The 19283-nt window shown below is 59.8% G+C and carries 14 protein-coding genes; 1 reads left to right on the top strand and 13 read right to left on the bottom strand.

What is annotated here, in order from left to right:
- Window positions 1-408: 408 nt before the first annotated feature.
- The 12 genes from A477_RS0102505 to A477_RS0102445 form a co-directional block, all read right to left on the bottom strand.
- Window positions 409-1872 (bottom strand): APC family permease, encoded by a 1464-nt coding sequence (locus A477_RS0102505; protein WP_017197461.1) that lies wholly within the window; start codon window positions 1870-1872, stop codon window positions 409-411.
- A 47-nt stretch (window positions 1873-1919) separates the two neighbouring features.
- Window positions 1920-2621, bottom strand: coding sequence for a TetR/AcrR family transcriptional regulator (locus tag A477_RS0102500; RefSeq protein WP_017197460.1), 702 nt, complete (start codon window positions 2619-2621; stop codon window positions 1920-1922).
- Between the two features lie 38 nt (window positions 2622-2659).
- Window positions 2660-3283 carry a carboxyltransferase domain-containing protein gene (locus A477_RS23940; RefSeq protein ID WP_353579759.1) on the bottom strand — a complete coding sequence of 208 codons (624 nt, stop codon included), beginning with the start codon at window positions 3281-3283 and terminating at the stop codon, window positions 2660-2662.
- Window positions 3284-3917: 634 nt separating this feature from the next.
- Window positions 3918-6866 (bottom strand): FAD-linked oxidase C-terminal domain-containing protein, encoded by a 2949-nt coding sequence (locus A477_RS0102485; RefSeq protein ID WP_017197458.1) that lies wholly within the window; start codon window positions 6864-6866, stop codon window positions 3918-3920.
- A gap of 110 nt (window positions 6867-6976) precedes the next feature.
- Window positions 6977-7945 carry a sugar ABC transporter substrate-binding protein gene (locus tag A477_RS0102480; RefSeq protein WP_014921512.1) on the bottom strand — a complete coding sequence of 323 codons (969 nt, stop codon included), beginning with the start codon at window positions 7943-7945 and terminating at the stop codon, window positions 6977-6979.
- 72 nt (window positions 7946-8017) lie between these two features.
- Window positions 8018-9016 (bottom strand): ABC transporter permease, encoded by a 999-nt coding sequence (locus A477_RS0102475; protein WP_231745402.1) that lies wholly within the window; start codon window positions 9014-9016, stop codon window positions 8018-8020.
- The gene (locus tag A477_RS0102470) at window positions 9013-9897 is read right to left on the bottom strand and encodes an ATP-binding cassette domain-containing protein (protein ID WP_043470061.1); all 885 of its coding nucleotides are present in this window, start codon (window positions 9895-9897) and stop codon (window positions 9013-9015) included. Before A477_RS0102470 ends, A477_RS0102475 begins: the two co-directional genes overlap by 4 nt.
- A gap of 296 nt (window positions 9898-10193) precedes the next feature.
- Window positions 10194-11201 carry a Gfo/Idh/MocA family oxidoreductase gene (locus tag A477_RS0102465; protein WP_017197457.1) on the bottom strand — a complete coding sequence of 336 codons (1008 nt, stop codon included), beginning with the start codon at window positions 11199-11201 and terminating at the stop codon, window positions 10194-10196.
- A 41-nt stretch (window positions 11202-11242) separates the two neighbouring features.
- The gene (locus A477_RS0102460) at window positions 11243-12706 is read right to left on the bottom strand and encodes an APC family permease (RefSeq protein ID WP_014921508.1); all 1464 of its coding nucleotides are present in this window, start codon (window positions 12704-12706) and stop codon (window positions 11243-11245) included.
- Window positions 12707-12858: 152 nt separating this feature from the next.
- Window positions 12859-13833, bottom strand: coding sequence for a D-2-hydroxyacid dehydrogenase (locus A477_RS0102455; RefSeq protein WP_014921507.1), 975 nt, complete (start codon window positions 13831-13833; stop codon window positions 12859-12861).
- Between the two features lie 59 nt (window positions 13834-13892).
- The gene (locus A477_RS0102450; protein WP_187329936.1) at window positions 13893-15653 is read right to left on the bottom strand and encodes an IlvD/Edd family dehydratase; all 1761 of its coding nucleotides are present in this window, start codon (window positions 15651-15653) and stop codon (window positions 13893-13895) included.
- 52 nt (window positions 15654-15705) lie between these two features.
- Window positions 15706-16473 carry an SDR family NAD(P)-dependent oxidoreductase gene (locus A477_RS0102445; protein ID WP_017197455.1) on the bottom strand — a complete coding sequence of 256 codons (768 nt, stop codon included), beginning with the start codon at window positions 16471-16473 and terminating at the stop codon, window positions 15706-15708.
- 188 nt (window positions 16474-16661) lie between these two features.
- On the opposite strand from A477_RS0102445, the gene A477_RS0102440 reads away from it, so the two are divergent.
- The gene (locus A477_RS0102440; protein ID WP_017197454.1) at window positions 16662-17846 is read left to right on the top strand and encodes a Gfo/Idh/MocA family protein; all 1185 of its coding nucleotides are present in this window, start codon (window positions 16662-16664) and stop codon (window positions 17844-17846) included.
- Window positions 17847-17920: 74 nt separating this feature from the next.
- Here A477_RS0102440 and A477_RS0102435 read toward each other — a convergent pair whose 3' ends face one another.
- A complete protein-coding gene (locus tag A477_RS0102435) occupies window positions 17921-19276 on the bottom strand; it encodes an aldehyde dehydrogenase family protein (protein WP_026005296.1) in 1356 nt (451 codons plus the stop codon).
- Window positions 19277-19283 lie beyond the last annotated feature (7 nt).

Below are 19283 nucleotides of genomic sequence, written 5' to 3'. Positions count from 1 at the left end.
TCGGTGGGCGCTCCGCTCAAGCGCTCTGATTCCGCGAGAGGGGTAGATATGTCATGATCCCGAGTTCGGCGTTCCGCGCTCACCCGGCTCAATCGCCCAGGCCAGGCGGTGGAGAAACGTAGCTACATGCCCGCGCAACGCGGCCCACCGGAGTGAATGTGGCCTCTGGCGTTCGACTACGACAGGTGCGCCGGGCAGGGCGCTGTGCGCGGTTTCAAGAGCGCTTTGTGCAGCTTCCTGCCGCGCCAGGAGAAGTGCGAGTGGGTAATAGCTATTCATGAGTCCTCCAGGGTGCTCTGGGGTGGCCACCGGCCACAAGTTAGTTCGGCGGGGTAGATGTGTCGCAGAAGGCGAAGCTTCGGGAACGCCGGAGTATCGCGTGACTCGCCGATACTCCCGCAAAATGGTTCAGTCGATCTGCTGCCGCCCAAGCCGCGCATAGATCTCGGGCCGTTTGGACCTGAGGATGAGCGCGTAAGCGATTCCGCCGATGAAGAGTGCGAAGGTGAAGCTCATGAAAATGACAGTCATGACTGCCGAGCCACCTATGAGTTCCGGGTAGTTGGCAACAGCCAGATAGGTGATAATGCCCAGGAACGCCACGCTGACGAGCGGCGCAATGATGGTCTTCCAGACCGATTCTGGCGCGAAACTGCGTCGGCGAACGAAGTACACGAGCACTGCGAAACTGGTGATGAACATGAGCAGGAGGACGGCGAAAGTTCCACTCCCACTGGCGATGGGATACAAGGCGTCGGGTGCAACGCCCAGAAAAGTGAAGACGACGGTGGCAACTGCCCATATGAGGCCGATGGCCAGAGCGGAAACGTACGGGGATTTGTGGCGGGGATGCACCCGCCCAAGGATTGCTGGAAGCGCATGGTCAGCGGCGAGCGAGAAGCTGTATCTGGCAGCAATGTTTTGGATCGAGAGCATGCAAGCCAAAACTGAGGTGATGAGCAAGATCATGGCAACGTCCGCGAAGATCTTGCCCGCTAGAGCAGCGACTGCATCGCTGAAGAGGTTCACCGTGTTGGCTTCGGCCGCGGCTTGGACATTTTCAGGTCCAAGGAATGCGATGAAGGCCCAGGCCGCTACAGCGTAGAAGAATCCGATGCCCACAACGGCACTATATGTGGCCCTTGAAATGGTCTTGTCAGGATTCTTGACCTCGTCGCGGTAGATGACGGTGGCTTCGAATCCGAAGAAGTTACCTACGGCGAACAGGAGCGCTAAACCCAAGGTTGCGTCTGAAAATGAGGGAAGGGCAAACCCCACGGACGAGACGACCTCCAGTCCATCGGCTGAAAACGACGCGACGTCGAAGACGACAACAACTGCCACTTCGAGAAGCATCACTCCCGTCAGCAACTTTGCGGACAAGTCGATCTTGTTGTAGGCGAGAATTGTGGTGGCGGCAGTAATACCCAGCGCATACCAGTACCAAGGTATGTCCGGTCCGTTCAGCGTTTCGACCACAAAACCCTGCAGCGTTACACCGAAGAACGAGGGCGCAAAAAACCCGATGAAGATGTAACCGAAAAGGGCGAGAAAGGCTCCTCCGAGGCCGGCGGGTTTGCCCAGACCTGCAGTGACAAAGGAATAGAAGCCTCCGGGGCCTCGTACACTCTGGCTCATTTTGACGAAGCCGACCGAGAAGATCAGCAACATGAAAGTGACAAGAATGTAGATGGCAGGGGCTGTTTGTCCACTGAACATCAACAACACAGGCAGCGTTCCGGCAACGGTGGCCAGTGGCGAGGAGAACGCCAGTACGTTCATTACGAGTTCGCCCACGCCCATGTTGCCGTTGAGCCTGGTCTCTTGGGTTCGAACCGTCGTCCTTGGTGATTCCAGCGTTACGTTATTCATGTAATCCCTGTCACTAATATCTGAGTTTCGAATCACAGTATCGGCGCTCAGCGGAGCGACGTTGTGCCAGCTTGGGACAATGCCCTATCCGTGGAGCGCCTTTGAGTATCGATCTCAAGAATCGAAAGAGTTAGAGCTACGGCGCGATCCGACAGAGCCGCGAAATCCTGGTCATTGTCGCTCCTGTCGACCCATCGGCCGGCGCCGTCGAGGAGCGCGAGAATCACTCGGACGGTTTGCGCCCTGAAGCGATACCCCATCTCCCGGGCAGCAGCCGAAAACATATCCTCGTGCAGGCGCAGCCATTGGTTGGCCTCAGCACGGGCGTCGTCGCTCAAGAAGCGGGCCGCCCTGTCAGTGGCTATCAGCAGGTCCCAAAGATCGGCTTCCGGTCGCTGGAGCTGTTGTGCAAGATGGACGCGGACCAGCGCGGCCCAGTAATCCTCCGGCGTGTTTGTCGATTCGACAGCCTCAAGGAGATCTCTGGCGAATCCATGGGTGAACCAGCGGAGCGACTCGGCAACGATTTCGTCCTTGCCGCGAGGGAAGCTCGAGTACAAGCTGGGCGCTTTCATGTCGAGTTCGCGACCCATGGTCCTCATGCTCACGGCGTTGACGCCTTTGACGGCCGCCAAGTGCAGGAAAGCCAGGAGTATTCGCTGTCGGGTGGGCGTCTGGGTTGACCAGTCATGACCGGACAGGAACTTCCTGACTGCAGCATTTGCTTGCCCGCGGGGCGTAGGGTCCATATCATCCTCACAACGTTGTCCGGCTGGATCCAATGTAGCTAACTATCGTTAGGTAGGCACCTTTTGCCTAGTCTCAGCCACACTGAATCCCCCATCCGTATCTCCGCCGGAACGTCAAGAAAGGCGTCTCGGACCCTGCCCACCACAAGCTCATTTGTGTAGCCTCGGCGGCTCGTAACGGTCACTCCCTGCGCTGAAAGTGTGAGGGACCCTCTCGGCACTTCTCTTACAGACAAGTCCGGCTGGGCTCGGAGCCAGTCTTTCGACCACGGCACTTCGCAGAAGACGGAGGCACCTGGCCCAGCAAATGACCTGACAGTATGCCGGGAACGGCACATCCGTCGAATGAGGGTTCGCTCGGCAGAGTCGAGCAGCACAGAGGCCATGGATAAGTCCGGTCCGAACGAACCGCCGAACGTCACTGGCAAGATATGCGTTGACGGAGAAAAGTCCCCCTCCATGTACTTGACCTTGGAGGATGCGGCCAACAGAAGTGCCCGTAGCTCGTGCACCTCCAAGGCGCCGTCGTCGTAGGTCACGATGATTCCATCCCGTAGCCGTCGGCACCGTGTAATGCCTAACGGCTCGAAAGATTGCAAAGCTTCGATGAATGCGGTTGCGCGGGGACCCCGGAAGTCCGGCTGTGGGAGTTCAACCAACACCTTGCCAGGCTCACTGGCGAGGACGGCGGGGCCCGGAATGGACAAATCTGTCTCCTGCACAGGGGTAAAGCGGTCCGTAGCGCTTGAGCACAGTGCCAGGAACAATCGCTACGGACCGCGGCTTTAAAAGGGCTACGACCCGGGAGAAGGCCAGGGCGTGGCGTCGCCGATCTCTCGGCCTTCCGCCACGTCCTGTAGGAGACGATGTATAAGCCTGCCGGATCGCTTTGGCTGATAGTCGCTGCGTTCACCCAAATCGGCTTGGCCACAGTGGGCCGAAGATCGGAGCCACTCCACGTGCCGTCCTTGTGCGAGCTTCCTGTTCATCATCGGGATCAACCCTCAAACTAGTCGTGCTTATTGGTCTCTTCCAGAATCGGCCTTAAAGCACACAGTCGATCGTGTCAGTTTGAGACACTGCCCTGGATGGGGCCACTCACCGCGAACTGATGCTCGTGACAAAGATGAAGATCCCGGCCGCAGCCACCAGAAAGGCCGCGGCTCGTGGTGGAACGCTGGGGATGCCACGCATGCTTGCCGTGGTTCGTGGTTGTTGGGCCGAGTTCGCCATATGATCGCCGATCACCCGCAGTCCGGCAGCGATCAGGATCAGAAATATGCCGACGTACTCCATCTACTTTGACTCGGTGGGTTTGGGATCCAGCGCCACGGCCAGGTGTGCACTTGAACGCCCGGCATCAACCTGTGAGACCTGCATGGCACAACTAAATCCGTCGGTGAGAACAAGGGCATCAGCCTCGCCCTTCGCGAGGGCGGGTATGACAGAGTGCTCAGCAACGTTCATGGACATATCGAAATGCTCGGCCTCAAATCCGAAGTTTCCAGCCACGCCACAGCACGACGACGATTCCACTACTCGTGGAACTCCCCAGGCCTCAAGGACGCGTTTCTGGGCGCCCGAGCCGAACACGGCGTGCTCGTGGCAGTGAGTCTGCAGTACTGCTGTTTCCGGTGCAGGAGCCGTGGGCTTCCAGCCGCGTTTGATGGCCTCATCCACTGCTACAGAAAACGACCGTACCCTTGCCGCCACTCGGGCAGCGGCCGGCCCGCCTACCATTTTTGGACCTTCATCGCGGATAGCGGCCGCACAGCTGGGCTCGAGTACGACGATATCCCTGTCCGTGCCATCGTCGAGACTGCTGATCAACCGGGCCAGCCGCCGGCGGGCCCCATCACGTTGCCCTGTGGAGATCCAGGTCAAGCCGCAACAGGCGTCCGGTGTACACCCCACAGAGCTACCGGAGTCGCGAAGAACCCGGGCCGCTGCCGGAATGACCTCCGGCCTGAAAGCGCGGGTGAAGCTGTCGATAAACAGAAGGATGTCTGCGTTGTCCTCGAACCGGGCTTCCCGTACCCGGTTTCGGATCCGGCCGTTCGCCGCGAAAGCCGGCAACCGCCGTCGAGCACTAATGCCCAACCACTCCCCCACCGTCCTGAAGGGCCGGAAGGAGGTCCCCCAATTCGCCAGAGCCGCTACGCGGGTCAACCACGGGAGCCACCGAGGCAGCCACCCAATCGAATAGTGCGTGAAGGGTCGGATACGCCCGCGGTAATACTCATCCACGAGCTCCGACTTGGCCTCAGCGATGTCCACTCCCGTGGGACAGTCTGCGGAACATGCCTTGCAGGACAGGCAAAGATCCAGCGCTTCCCGGACTTCCGCGCTCTTCCAGCCGTCCTTACTGCTCCCTTGAACCCTGGTCAGCTCCTGCAACACCCGTGCGCGGCCACGAGTGGAGTCCTTCTCATCCTTGGTGGCGCGGTAGCTGGGACACATGAAACCCCCGGTGGTGGAGCGGCACCTACCCACGCCTATGCAGGCATGGGTGTTCCCCACGAACGGACTCACCACCGGAAGCAGCTCACGGTCAGAGGACGGCACGACGGCGGCAGTCGGCGACGTCGTCAGTTCACTGTGCGTGGGGCCGGCTTTGGCCACGCCTTCCAAGGCCAGCGAGGCAGTGAACGGAACGGGGTCCACGATGACCCCAGGGTTGAGAATCCCCGCCGGGTCCCACAGCTCTTTGAACGTTTTGAAGATGCCAATCATCTCCTTGGAATACATCACCGACAACAGTTCGCTTCTCGCCCGCCCGTCACCGTGTTCCCCTGACAGCGAGCCTCCATGGGCCACCACCAGCTGGGCAGCTTCACGGGTGAAATCAGTGAAATTGCGACGCCCGGCCTCACTGCGCAGATCATAATCCAAACGCATGTGGACACACCCCGCACCGAAGTGGCCGTACATGAATGCTGCGTAGCCGTACTTTTTCACCAAGGGAAGCAGGTCCGCCAAATAGTCAGCGAGTCGTTCGGGAGCAACGGCAGAATCTTCCCAACCGGGCCATGTTTGAATTCCGTCAATCCGTCGCGAGGAGAGCCCTGCCCCGTCTTCGCGGACCCGCCACATCGCGGCTCGCGCCAGGGGTTCTGTGACCACCGAGTAGTCGACAACACGGCCCTCGGCCCGAAGCTTCTCCACGAGGTCTTCACAGGAAGCGGCGGCCTGATGAAGGGTGTCATCTGAAAACTCGACCATAAGGAAGGCATTGCCGTCCGGCAGTGATTCCACGCTTGCCGGTCCCCGACGGTGACGCATGATGTCCACGATAGAAACGTCCAAACCCTCGATCGCGCTCGGTTTGGCGGACAATATGGTCATGACATCGCGGGCAGAATCAATGGTGTCGAGGTAGCCCAGACATAGCAGCGCGGTGGCGCGGGGCTTCGGCACCAGTTTCACCTTGGCACGCACAACAACAGCACAGGTCCCTTCGCTGCCCGCGAGCGCACTGGCAACATTGAAACCGTGTTCCGGCAACAGGTGTCCCACGTGGTAACCGGAGACCTGCCGCGGGATGGTCTGCAGCTCCACGCGGAGGGGCGACAAGTTCGCGGCAGCCAGCGACTTCGGGCCTTCGAACAACTCACGGGCCCGGGCAATGGAATGGATGTCGTTGTGGTAGACTGCGTGCAGGAAATCACGGCCGGCCCGAAGGTACGCGCCGTCTGCGGTCACCAACTCCAATTCCTGCACGTGATGGGTCATGCGACCGTAAGCTACAGAGTGGTTTCCGCAGGCGTCATTACCAATGGAACCACCGATCGTGGCCCGCGATAAGGACGAAGGGTCCGGGGCGAACGTCAGCACCCCAGAGGTGATGGTTTCAATCTGCGTACGCAACTCTCCCAGGACCACCCCCGCATCGGCCCATACAGTCCTCTGCCCGGCCTCAAGGGTTCCTACCGAGGTCATATGGCGGGAAAGATCGATCACCAAACCGTCGCCTATAGCGTTGCCTGCCATCGAGGTCCCGCCGCCGCGTGTGGTCGTCGGGACCTCCAGCGCCGAACAGACGCGCAAGACGGTGCGTACGTCCTCGATATTCCCAGGAAAGGCGACAGCGGCCGGGCGCACGCGGTAGTTGGATGCGTCGTAGGAGTACTCGGATCGTCTTCGCTGGGAGTCGTCCACCTCAATCCCGTGATGCTCCAGTCTGGCGAGTAGCTGACTGATGTTCGCGTCGCGATCGTCACCATGGGGCATGGTCGCATTCTCCATTCGTAGTGGTCCGCCTGAAGTGTAGGCAGCCGCGGCATGTGCGGAGGTGTGCCAAAACGGAACGGGCACGGCGGAGAAAACCGCCGTGCCCGTTTGATTGATGGATTGTCCTACTTCAAGAACTCAGAGAGGTTGTCCTTGGTAATGAGGGTGAAGGGCAGGGTGTAGCGATTCTCGACATTCCCGCCGTTGAGGAAGTCAGTAACCACTTCAACTGCTTTAACACCCTGTCCAGCGGAGTCCTGCCGGACTGTAGCCGACATTGTCCCGGCTTTGATGTCCTGCATGGCTGGTTCGGTACCATCGACGCCGACTACTGCCTTGAACTCCGCCGTCCGTCCAGCGTCAGCAATGGCAGAGGCTGCACCAATGGCCATCTCGTCATTGTTTGCCACGACCGCATCAATCTGGCCGGCGCCAAAGCGCTGAAGGGTATCCTCCATGTTGCGCTTGGCATCGTCACGGCTTCCCTTGGCTTGGAATTCCGCCACGATCTTGAAGTTCTTGTTGATCTTGCTGTCGAAGCCGTTCTTTCGGCGATCCGTCCAAGAGGCTCCGTAGACACCGGCGGCGAACACGATGTTGCCACCTTCCGGCAGCGCCTTGTTCAAATAATCTGCCTGCATTTCACCGGCCACTGTGTCATCGACGCCGATGTAGCTCTTGTACCCAACGTCTGAGCCTTCGGCGAACTCGGTGGACAGGATAAACAGCGGGATGTTGGCGGCGATAACGCGCTTTGCGGCGTTCTGGCTGGCGTCACCATCCAACGGTTGCATAATTACGGCATCAACCTGGCGGGTGAGGAGGTCCTCAACTTGGTTCAGTTCACTGCCTACGTCCTTCTTGGAGTCGGTGATGTTGAGCTTGACACCCTTTTCATCAGCCGTCTTTTTCATGGCGTCCGTCATGTGGGCCAGATCCGGGTCTTGGAGGTCAAGAACCACAACGCCAATGTTGTAGGTCTTGCCTGTCCCGCCACTGCTGGTTGCGTTGCTGCTGCCGGCACAGCCGGTCAGCGTAAGCGCACCTGCTGCCATCATTGCGAACGCCGCTGCGATACTCCGTCGCATTCCCATGGTGTGTTCCTTTCGGTGGTTTTCTGTCTGTGCTGAGGGAGATTTTTTTGTTGCTTGGTGCGGGTGTTGCGGTCAGTCCGACTTCCAACGGTTCAACAGCACGGCGAGCACCAGGATGATGCCCTGGACGCCTTGCTGGAAGTACGACGAGACCCCCATCAGGTTCATGCCATTCATCACCACACCCAGCAGGAGAACGCCGATGACCGTTCCGCGGATGGTGCCGACGCCACCGAAGAGACTCGTTCCTCCAATGACGACGGCGGCAATCACCTGGAGTTCATAGCCAGTGCCGGCCACCGGGGCCGCGCCATCCAAACGCGCAGTGAGGACCAAACCACCCAGCGCGGCTGTCACACCACCAATGAGGTACACGGTGAACAGCACACGGCCGGTGGAGATGCCAACCTTCTTGGCAGACTCTTCATTGCCACCCACGGCATAAACGTGCGAACCGAATTTTGTCCGGCTGAGCACAAACTCGCAGATTATGGCCGCGATCAAGAAGATGATGACCGGGACGGGAACCGGGCCTATGAAGCCCGAGCCGAGCCATTCAGCAGGTCCACTGAGTCCGGAAACAACCTGGCCGTCCGTCATGACCAGGACTGCCGTGCGGGCAATGGCCATGGTTGCCAGTGTTGCCAGGAACGGCAGGATGGCTCCCCAGACCACTAAGGCTGCACTCAGGAATCCAACCAGCAGGCCTACCGCAAGACCGGCAACCAACGGCAACCAAAAGGCTCCACCGCTTGCCGGGGCCAGCAAGGCGAAGGTCATACCCGCCAAACCCACAATCGAACCAACAGAAAGGTCGATGCCGGCGGTAATCATGATGAAGGTCATCCCGAGGGCGATCAGTCCGATGATGGACGACTGTCTAACCACATTGACGATGTTGTTGAGGGTCAGGAAGTTGGGGGCTACGGCGGCAAGAAAGACGAGGATGACCACAAAAAGTATGATGATCCCGTAATCACCGATGAAGCGCTTGACCTTGGTAGCTGTCATACCTTCTTTAAGGTCCGCAGGGCCCAGCTTTGTTTTGACGCGTTCCATTGTGAGACTCATGAGTGACTCCCGTTCGTAGTGGCTGGAGTTGCCATCACATCGACGACTTCCATCGATGAGGTGCTCCCGATTTTGCGGCGCTTTTCGGGGATGCCGGCACCGTCGTCGATGTAGTCATCCAAGGTGCCGTGGGAGATCAAGTGGGCCACCTGGGCTTCTGAAACATCCCCGACGCGGAACCGCCCCACCACTTGGCCCTGGCGCATGACCGCAAAGCGGTCAGCCACGGCGAAGGCCTCGTCCAATCGGTGTGTGATGATGATGACGGCAATGCCCAGATCCTTGAGGCGTTGAGTCACCTCAATGAGCTTGTCCACCTTGGCCACCGACAAGTTCGCTGTCGGCTCGTCCATGATGATGAGTCGGGCGTCAAATGCCAGCGCTCTGCCTATGGCGACGGCTTGACGTTGACCACCGGATAACCGCTTGACCTTGAGCCGAGGATTGATGGGTATGTCCAGGCGTTCAAGCACCCGTTTGGTTTCAAGCTCCATCTTTTTGCGGTCGATAATCCGCAACAAGGGGCCAAGGACATTCTTTTGCGGCTCCCGCCCCAGGAAGATATTGGAGCGAACATCCAGGTTGTCTGCCAGGGCAAAGTCCTGGTAAACCATCTCCACCCCTTGGTCGCGGGAGGCGGATGGCGTGGGGAACTCCGTGGTCTTTCCGTCAAGCTCAATGGAACCCTGATCGGGTTGATACACGCCAGTGAGTACTTTCATCAGCGTGGACTTGCCGGCGGCATTATCGCCAAGCAGAGCAAAGGTTTCGCCGGGTTGGACATCGATGCTGACGCCGCGTAATGCGGACACCGCCCCGAATGTTTTGTGTATGTCGTTGAGGGCGACCAGTGGAGGGGTCGCCGGTGGTACGTCGGTCATCTCATCCTCGTTCGATAGGGCCATGTAAATGAACCGGTGAAACACCTTTGGTGGCGGCTGATCAATCAACATTGTTTGACCCTGCTGGCTCCGGGTAGTTGCAAATACATCCCGAAGCTGCGTGACCTTCACCACACTGTTTCACTTACCTGAACTCTGACGGATCCCCGAATTCAGCATGTGTACCACTTTGGAACACCGATTGTGAATCGTTTCAAAAAGAATGGAAAAAGCCTGCTCTGGGCCGTAAATATCGTTGCGAAACGCCAACGGCCCAGGCAGGCGACCTCTAGGTGTTAGTTGAGGTTCACTGCCACGGCAACACCGGTCCGGGCTGACTCTTCCGCGGCATCGGCAAGGATGAGAGCAGCCCTGCCGTCCTCAAATCCCGGGCTTCTCGATGGCAGGCCACGGACGGCGCGGAGGAATTCGGCAACTTCCAGCCGGTAGGCCTCCGCATATCGCTCCAAGAAGAAGTCTTGGTAGGGGCCCGCGGATTCGACGGACCGGCTTCCCCAGTACCGCACGAGGCTGTCGCTTTTGTTGCCCACGTGCAGGAGCCCTGTTGCTCCGAAAGCCTCAATTCGCTGGTCGTAACCGTACGCCGAGTGACGCGAGTTCAGGACTGTTACGAGTTCGTCCTTGGAACCCCGGAGGGTGACTACGGTGGAGTCGAAGTCGTTTGCCTCACGGATGCCATCGCTGAAAACGTTCGCACCCCTCGCGGACACCTCAACGATGTCAGGGATGAAGTAGCGCGCCATATCCAGGTCATGGATGGTCATGTCCCGGAAGATTCCTCCCGATTGAGGCAAATAGGCAGCCGGTGGTTCCGCTGGATCCCTACTGGTAATGACCAGCTGCTCCAATGCCCCAATTTCATTGGCGCCCACCCGTCTCCTGAGCTCCACAAAGTGCCTGTCAAAGCGCTTATTGAAGCCCAAGGCAATGGGCACGCCCGCCGACGCTGCTTTTGCACGCAGGGCATCCACACGGCCTATGTCCAGATCTATCGGCTTCTCGCAGAGCACCGGGATGTTGGCGTCTACCGCCATCTCCAGAAGGTCGAGGTGGGTCTTCGTGGGCGAGGCTACGATGACAGCGTCAACCTCCCCTGACGCGAAGACCTCGTGAGGGTCATCGCTGACGCGCCCCCCGAACTCCGCGGCTGTTTGCTTGGCACCCTCGACGAAAGGGTCACAGACCCAGGACAAGGTGGCTTCATCCAAGGTGGCCACACTCATGGCATGGACTTGGCCTATTCTTCCCGTGCCGAAGAGGCCAACTCTGATTTGTTGCGTCATTGCAAAACTCCAGACAGTTGAAGATCAGGTGAGATTGGTTTTTAGTCGACTCTTTGCCGGCCCAGTCGCCGGTACACATCAGGGCGTTGTGACCGCAGGTAGTACGCGTACCCGATCCCGCCGAAGAACAAGGCGAAAGTGAAAGTCATGAAGATCGCCGTCATCACGGCCGATCCCCCGATGAGCTCGGGGTAGTTAGTGATCGCAAGGTAGGTGATCACGCCAAGGAAGATGACGCTGATGATCGGTGCGACAATCGTTTTCCACACCGACTCAGGGGCGATGCGGCGCCGCCGTACAAAGTACACAAGGACAGCAAAGCTCGTGATGAACATCAACAGGAGAACAGCAAAGGTTCCGCTGCCGCTTGCGATGGGATACAGCAGCTCCGGGGCAACGCCCACCAAGGTGAAGACCACCGTGGCCAGGGCCCACACCAGGCCCACTGCCAGGGCTGACACGTAAGGTGACTTGTGCCGGGGATGGACCCGGCTCAGCACGGACGGTAGCGCCCCATCGGCTGCCAGCGAGAAGCTGTACCTCGCGGCAATATTTTGGATGGAGAGCATCGAAGCCAGGATCGAGGTGATCAGCAATACCACCGCCACATCCGCAAAGATCTTGCCGACCAGAGCAGTGGCGCCGTCGTTGAAGAGGTTAACTGTATTAGCGGCGGCCTCGTCCTGAACTTTGTCTGCTCCAATGAAGGTCGTGTAAGCCCAGGCGGCGACAGCATAGAACAGACCGATTCCTACTACCGCAATGTAGGTGGCCCTGGGAATGGTGCGGTCCGGGTTCTTGACTTCATCCCTGTAAATGACCGTCGCTTCAAACCCGAAGAAGTTTCCGACGGCGAACAGCAGTGCCAAACCCAGACCGGCATCTGTTATCCACGGCATGGAGAAGCCGATTCCCTGGACAACTTCGCCTGAACCCGCCGCAAAGGCTGCGATGTCAAAGACGATAACTACTGCCGATTCCAGCAGCATGACCACCGTCAAGACCTTGGCGGAGAGATCAATGCGGTTGTAGGCGAGCAGTGTGGTGACGGCAATGATGCCCAGACCGTACCAGTACCACGGGATGTCAGGACCATTGAGCGTATTGACCACAAAGCTCTGAAGTGTCAGGGCGAAGAGGGACGGAGCGAAGAACCCAATAAACACATATCCGAAGAGGGCAAGCAACGCTCCTCCAAGGCCGGCGGGTTTGCCCAGGCCTGCCGTGACGAAGGAGTAGAAACCTCCCGGCGCCTCCACGCTGCGGCTCATCTTCACAAAACCCACGGAGAAAATCAGGAGCATCAGTGTTACCAGAAGGTAGATGCCCGGAGCAGTGTGCCCACTGAAGAGGAGCATCACGGGCAGGGTGCCCGCGACTGTCGTCAGCGGGGAGGAGAAAGCGAGCACGTTCATCACGAGCTCACCTACGCCCATATTGCCGCTGAGCTTATGGTCCTGGGTCTGGGTCGGCGTTTTCGTCGTACCTCTTGTTGTGCTAGACATGTAATCCTCGTCACGAAAGTTTGAATGCTGAATCACACTATCGACGGGGATGGTGGGAGCACTGTACCAGCTTGGGACACGGGATCACATGGGGTATTCCACGCGGTTTTAAAGCGCCGAATACCCCATGGGATTGGCCCCAGCAGGGTGTCTCAGACCCCGGCCGCCGGGCTGACCGTGCCGAGTTTCTTCAGGTCCACTACGTCGTTCAGCGGCTCGTGGGCTTTCCAGAGGCTCAGGTTCCGGGCGAAGCAGTCCACTACCCTTCCCCGCCAACCGATGAGATCGCCGGATGCATGCGGTGAGACCAGGATGTCGCGTCGACCCCACAACGGATTGCCGGCATCCAACGGCTCATACTCGAAGACGTCCAGCGCGGCTGCACCGAGGTGTCCGGCATCAAGGGAGTCCAGGAGGTCCTGCTCCACGACCACCGCTCCACGGCCCACGTTGACCAGTCTCGCCCCGGGCTTCATGGTGCGGAACATTGCAGAGTTGAACAATCCCCGGGTCTCCTCTGTGAGCGGCAGTGTCAGCACGACATCATCGGCTTGGCTCAACAGCTCCTCAAGGCCATCAAAGCCGGATATGGTGCCCAGCTGGGGATCGTTCCTGCCTGACCGGCCCACGACCGTCACGTCCATGCCAGCTGCCCTGAGCAGAAGGACCGTCTCGCGGCCTACAGGCCCCGGACCCACCACAAGCACTTTCCGACCCAGCAGGGGCTCGGTCTCACGATGCTGCCATGTTCTGGCCTGTTGCAATTCAATGGTGCGCCGGAGGTCCTTGGTGAACATCAACAAGACGCCCAGAACCCACTCGGCAATGGGACGCTCACAGACGCCCCGGGAGTTGCTCACAACGATGTCACTATTGATGATGTCGTCCGTCATGAGACTATCGACGCCGATGCTCGAGGTATGGATCCACCGCAACTCCCCCGGCCCTACTTCGCGCAGGAGTTTGGTCCTGAAGTCGTTCAAAAACAGGATTTCCGCACCCGGTTGCGCTTTACGGTACTCATCCGCGGTGCGGACCACAACGATATCGGCGTCGGCCTTCAGCCGTTCCAGTGGAGGGAGCGGGCGACCTTCCTGAACAATGGCTATTACTTTTGGTTGTGACACATTTTCCTTCCCGGGGTGTCCCTGTGGGGAACCCATCTTCAGATTGGACCCGTTGCCGGCTACCAGCCGCCCTGCCAACCGCTCATCAGGCCGTACGGCAGTCGCTGTGGTTCCTCGTCAGGCAGGCCCTTGAGGAAGTCGAAGTCGCACCCTTCGTGGGCCTGGTTCACGTGGTCGATGAAGAGCCGACCATAGCCGCGACGATATTTCGGTTCCGGAAGTTTGAGTTCGGCCAAGCGGTTATCGATTTCTTCTGCCGGGATGTCCAAGTCGAGGCGCTGGTTCTCGACGTCGAGCACGATTGGATCACCATCGCGGACAATCGCCAGCGGGCCGCCCACGGCAGCCTCTGGGGAAACATGCAGGACTGTAGTGCCGAAGGCCGTGCCACTCATCCGGGCATCTGAGATCCGGACGATGTCCCGGATACCGCGGCGCAGAAGTCTCTCCGGGATCGGCAGCATGCCCCACTCGGGCATACCGGGAGCCCCAACCGGCCCGCTGTTGCGCAGGACCAAGACTGAGTCCTCGGAGATGTCCAGATCGGGGTCATCAATCCTGCGTCCCAGATCGTAGATGTCTTCGAACACCACTGCGGAACCCTTGTGCTGCAGCAGGTCCTTGGAAGCGGCGCTCCTCTTGATGACAGCGCCGTTGGGCGCCAGGGAGCCACGCACGACGGCGATGCCTCCGGAGGCATCGAAAGGCGCCTCCAGCGTACTGACCACCACGCCGTCAGGTTCGGGAGCACTAAGGTAGCCCTTCTCAAGGGACTCGCCTGTGACGGTTATTGCGTCCTTATTTAGCAGTGGCGTCAGCTCCTTGAGAACGGTGGAGATTCCGCCAACCTGGAAGAGTTGCTGGACCAGGTACTCGCCGGATGGACGTACGTTGACAATTCGGGGCGTCCGTTGGGAAATCTCATGGAATCGGTCCAAGGGCAGCTCGTAGCCGACACGCCGTGCTAGAGCCAGCAGGTGGACCACTGCGTTGGTGGACCCTCCCACAGCCATCAGGAGTGTGATGGCGTTATCGAAGGCCTCCTTTGTCAAGATTTCGCTGGGCTTCGGCCCCTGTGACAGCGCCATCTCCACCGCGCGGCGTCCCGTTGCTTCCGCTGCCTGGGCACGGCGCGCGTCTACCGCGGGGATCGACGCGGTACCCGGCAAACACATGCCAAGTGCTTCAACCAGCGAGGTCATGGTTGAGGCCGTACCCATCTCACTGCAGTGCCCGGCAGAGGGCTTCGCGGCCGACTCAAGCTCGTCGAAGTCCGCCTCGGTAATCTTTCCTGCGCGCAGTTCATCTGCGTACTTCCACGTGTCTGTACCGACACCGAGCTGTTTCCCGCGGAAGTGTGCGGGCTCCTGGGGTCCGCCGGTCAGCATGATCGTGGGAACATCGGCACTTGCTGCTCCCATAAGCTGTGCCGGGACAGTCTTGTCACAGCCACCCAGGAGTACGATCGCGTCCAAAGGGTATGCCCGGATGGACTCTTCGACGTCCATGGCCATCAGGTTGCGGAACTGCATGGCCGAGGGCTTCATCAGGCTTTCGCCCAAGGAAATTGTGGGGAACTCCAGCGGCAGGCCGCCGGCCATCAAGACACCGCGCTTGACCGCATCAGCCAGGAGCTTGAAGTGGATGTTGCAGTTGACCAGTTCCGACCAGGAATTGGCGATGCCAATGACCGGCTTGTCCTTGAGCGCAAAGCGTGAGAATCCCTCAGCTTGGATCGCCGTGCGGTGAACAAATCCGGTGAGATCATGCGGCGCGAACCATCGTGCGCTGCGGAGGTCCTTGTAGTTTGACTCTTCCATTTCCTTCAAAGCTCCTTGGGCTTGTTCAGTTGACAGGTAATTGGTGGCGTTCCTACGCAGCTGTTGTGCCGCCGTCGAACGCCATGCTGGTTCCGGTGGCAAAGGTCCCCTCGACCGCCAGGAAATAAATAGCGGCTGCCACCTCCTCTGGATCAGCGAGGCGGTTCAGCGGCACGGTGCCTTCTTTCGACGTGAGGGCCGCCAAAGGATCCGGTGCCGCCGACAATCCGGCGCGCACCATGGGCGTATCTATCGGACCTGGGCAGACGGCGTTGACCCTGACGGAGGGCGCAAGTTCCAGGGCCAGCGCTTTGGTGAGTCCCACGACACCGGCTTTGGCTGCGCAGTAGTGGACGAGTCCTGCAGCGCCAACAGAGGCCAGGTCGGAAGCGACATTGACGATCGCACCCCGGCCGGCCCGCCGCATATGGAGTGCAGCCTCGCGTGCCACATAAAAGGTGCCGGACAAGTTGGTCTGCAGCACCTCATGCCAGTGGTCATCGGTGAGGTTTTCCAAGGCAACATGTCCTGCTACACCTGCGGCGTTGACCGCCACGTCCAAACCACCCATGACGTGGATCGCACTCCTCACAGCGTTCCTGACGGCCCCGGCATCGGAGACGTCGGCAACCAGAGTGTGGGCATCGGTGCCGATGTCCGCGGCCACCCGCTGCAGTTCTTCAGGCCGGCGGCCCAACAACGCCACACGGGCGCCACGGCTTGCGAACAACTTGGCCGTGGCTTCCCCGACACCTGACGAAGCTCCAGTAACGAGCACGCGCAGGGGGCCGGTTCGTAGTGGTTGGTTGCGGTCCATCATCGTCGACGGGCTCCTCTTGCTAGGTGGTGTCGGGCTGGTTCCTTCAACTAAAACAGCGCTATCCCGGCGCCATGTGTCTCACATTGAGACACAGCACACACCCGCAACATTCCTAGGCTGATCAGTAGATGCCGCCGTCATTCTGCGGCACAGCACCGCCTGAGAGCGGTAAAGACTAAGGAGTCCTCTTGGAACAGCAGAACCGCATTGGGGTTGGCCTGATTTCGGTCGGATGGATGGGCAGGTTGCACTCCCGCGCTTACCTGGCCACCAAGCAGTTCTTCCCGGAACTGCCACGGCACCCGGAGCTTGTGATCGCCGCGGATCCCGACGACGCCGGCCGCCATCATGCCGAGGATGCCCTCGGGTATAAGGAGACCGCCACTGACTACCGCAAGGTACTGGAGAACCCGGATGTGGATGTGGTCTCCATATGCTCCCCGAACTTCCTCCACCATGAAATAGCCCTTGCCACCATCGAGGCCGGCAAGCACTTCTGGATCGAGAAGCCTATGGGACGGAGCGCCCAGGAGTCCCGCGAGATCGCGCAGGGGGCCGAGGCTGCGGGGCTGATCACCTCGGTGGGCTTTAACTATCGGCACGCCCCGGCTGTGGCGGAGGCCCGCAGGCTGATTCGCTCCGGCACTCTGGGCCGCATCACCAACGTGCAGATCCGTTTGCTCACCGGCTACGCCTCGGATCCAAGCCAGGTGTTTACTTGGCGTTACGAGCAGGCCCGGGCAGGTTCGGGAGTCCTGGGTGACGTCTTGAGCCACGGGTTCGACCTCGCCCAGTTCTTGGTAGGACGCATCACCTCTCTGAATGCTGTGACGGAGACGTTCATCAAGGACCGGCCTCTTCCGGCGGGAAACTCCTCGAATTCCTTTGACATGGGCCAGGCGTCCGAAGTCACCCGGGAGGTGGAAAACGAGGACTACACGGCAATGCTCGCCCGGTTCGAAGGCGGCGCGATCGGCATGTTCGAGTCCACCCGGGTAGCTATTGGACCCCACGCGGAATACATCATCGAGGTCTACGGCACCGAGGGCTCACTCCGCTGGAACTTCGAACGGATGAACCAGCTGGAAGTTGCCACGGACCGCAGCGGCTACCGAACCATCATGACGCCGCCGTCCTACGGCGAGTTCGGACGCTTCCAGCCGGGTCCGGGTCCGGGCATAGGTTTTAACGATCTCAAGACCATAGAGGCTGCCCTGTTCCTGCGCTCAGTGGCCGAAGGTCAACAGCTGGGTCCGTCTGCTGCTGACGGCTGGTCTGCCTCGGAACTGGTGGATGCATCGCTGCGCAGCGCCGGTTCCGGGAACTGGGTTGAGATCCCGGAAGTCTCCGGACACACCACCTACCAGGCCTGAACCGCCACCATCACCCCACTCACAAAAGAGGAGGCCGGATCACGACGATCCGGCCTCCTTCTTAGGTTTGCTGACTACTTGGCGAAGCGGAACAGCTTCTTGTTCGCGAACTCCAGCATTCCTACCTTGCCGAGTTCCCGTCCATACCCGGACTTCTTGACGCCGCCGAACGGTACATCCGCACCGCTGAGGTCATAGGCGCCTACGAAGACCATGCCGACGTCGAGCTGGTTGCCGACGCGCTCGGCGCGCTCAACGTCGTCGCAAATCACCACGGAACCCAGGCCGTACGGCGAAGAGTTGGCCAGCTTGATCGCCTCAGCGTCACTGCCGACCTTGTAGAGCTGCGCAACAGGGCCAAAAAGCTCCTCGCTGTAAACGTCCATGGACGGGGTGATGTTGGTGATAACCGTCGGCGTGAAGACGTTGCCCTCGGGCTCATTGTTGCCCACCAGGATCTCGGCCCCCTGGTCCAAGGCACCCTGCACCTGCGAGGCCAGGAATTTGGTGGCGGAAGCCGAAGACATCGGCCCGAAATCACCGTTCTCGTAGGACTGGCCGGCGATGGCCGCCTTGAACTTCTCCGAGAACTCATCGAAGTACTTGTCCATCACGACGATCCTCTTGGAACCGTTGCAGGATTGGCCTGTATTGCCCATGCGGCCCATGACGGCCTTCTTCACTGCAAGGTCCACGTCATCCGTATCGAGCACCAGGAAGACGTCGGCCCCACCGAGCTCCAGCACGCACTTCTTCAAGGCGCGTCCGGCCTGCTCGGCAACGATCGCACCCACCTGCTCTGAGCCCGTGAGTGAGACGCCCTGTGTACGATCGTCGGCAATGATGGTGGAGATCTGCTGGTGCGTGGCGAACAGGTTGACGTAGGCGCCCTCCGGGAAGCCTGCGTCGCGGAAGAGTTCCTCCAACGCCAACGCCGATTCCGGGCACTGGCTGGCGTGGCGGACGATCACTGTGTTGCCCAAAATGATATTCGGAATGGCAAACCGTGCCACCTGGTAGTAGGGGTAGTTCCACGGCATGATGCCCAGGATCACGCCGAGGCCCTGGTACCGGAAGAAGCTCCGGAGCCCGTCTGCTACTTCGAGTTGCTCATCGGCCAGCCATTCCTCGGCGTGCTCCGCGAAAGCGGCCGCAATGGAACCGGAGAACTCAGCTTCGCCCACTGCCTGCTGCAGCGGCTTGCCCATCTCCCGATTGATGATGGCGGCCAGCTTGTCCTTACGCTCGACAAACAGGTCCGCAAGACGCTTGGCCAAGGCCGCCCGTTCGGCCACCGTGGTGGTACGGGACCACTCCTGGTAGGTCCTCTGTGCTGCGCTGAGCCCGGCTTCCACCTCGGCATCAGTGGCTGCGGGGTATTCGGCGTGGATGGTTCCGGTAGCCGGATCAGTAACGGCAAATGCGCTCATGATGAAT

Origin of the sequence: Arthrobacter sp. M2012083 (assembly GCF_000281065.1) — a bacterium.
Lineage (GTDB): Bacteria > Actinomycetota > Actinomycetes > Actinomycetales > Micrococcaceae > Arthrobacter.
The sequence above is the reverse complement of the archived record's forward strand: the minus strand, read 5'-3'. Positions and strand labels throughout refer to the sequence as shown.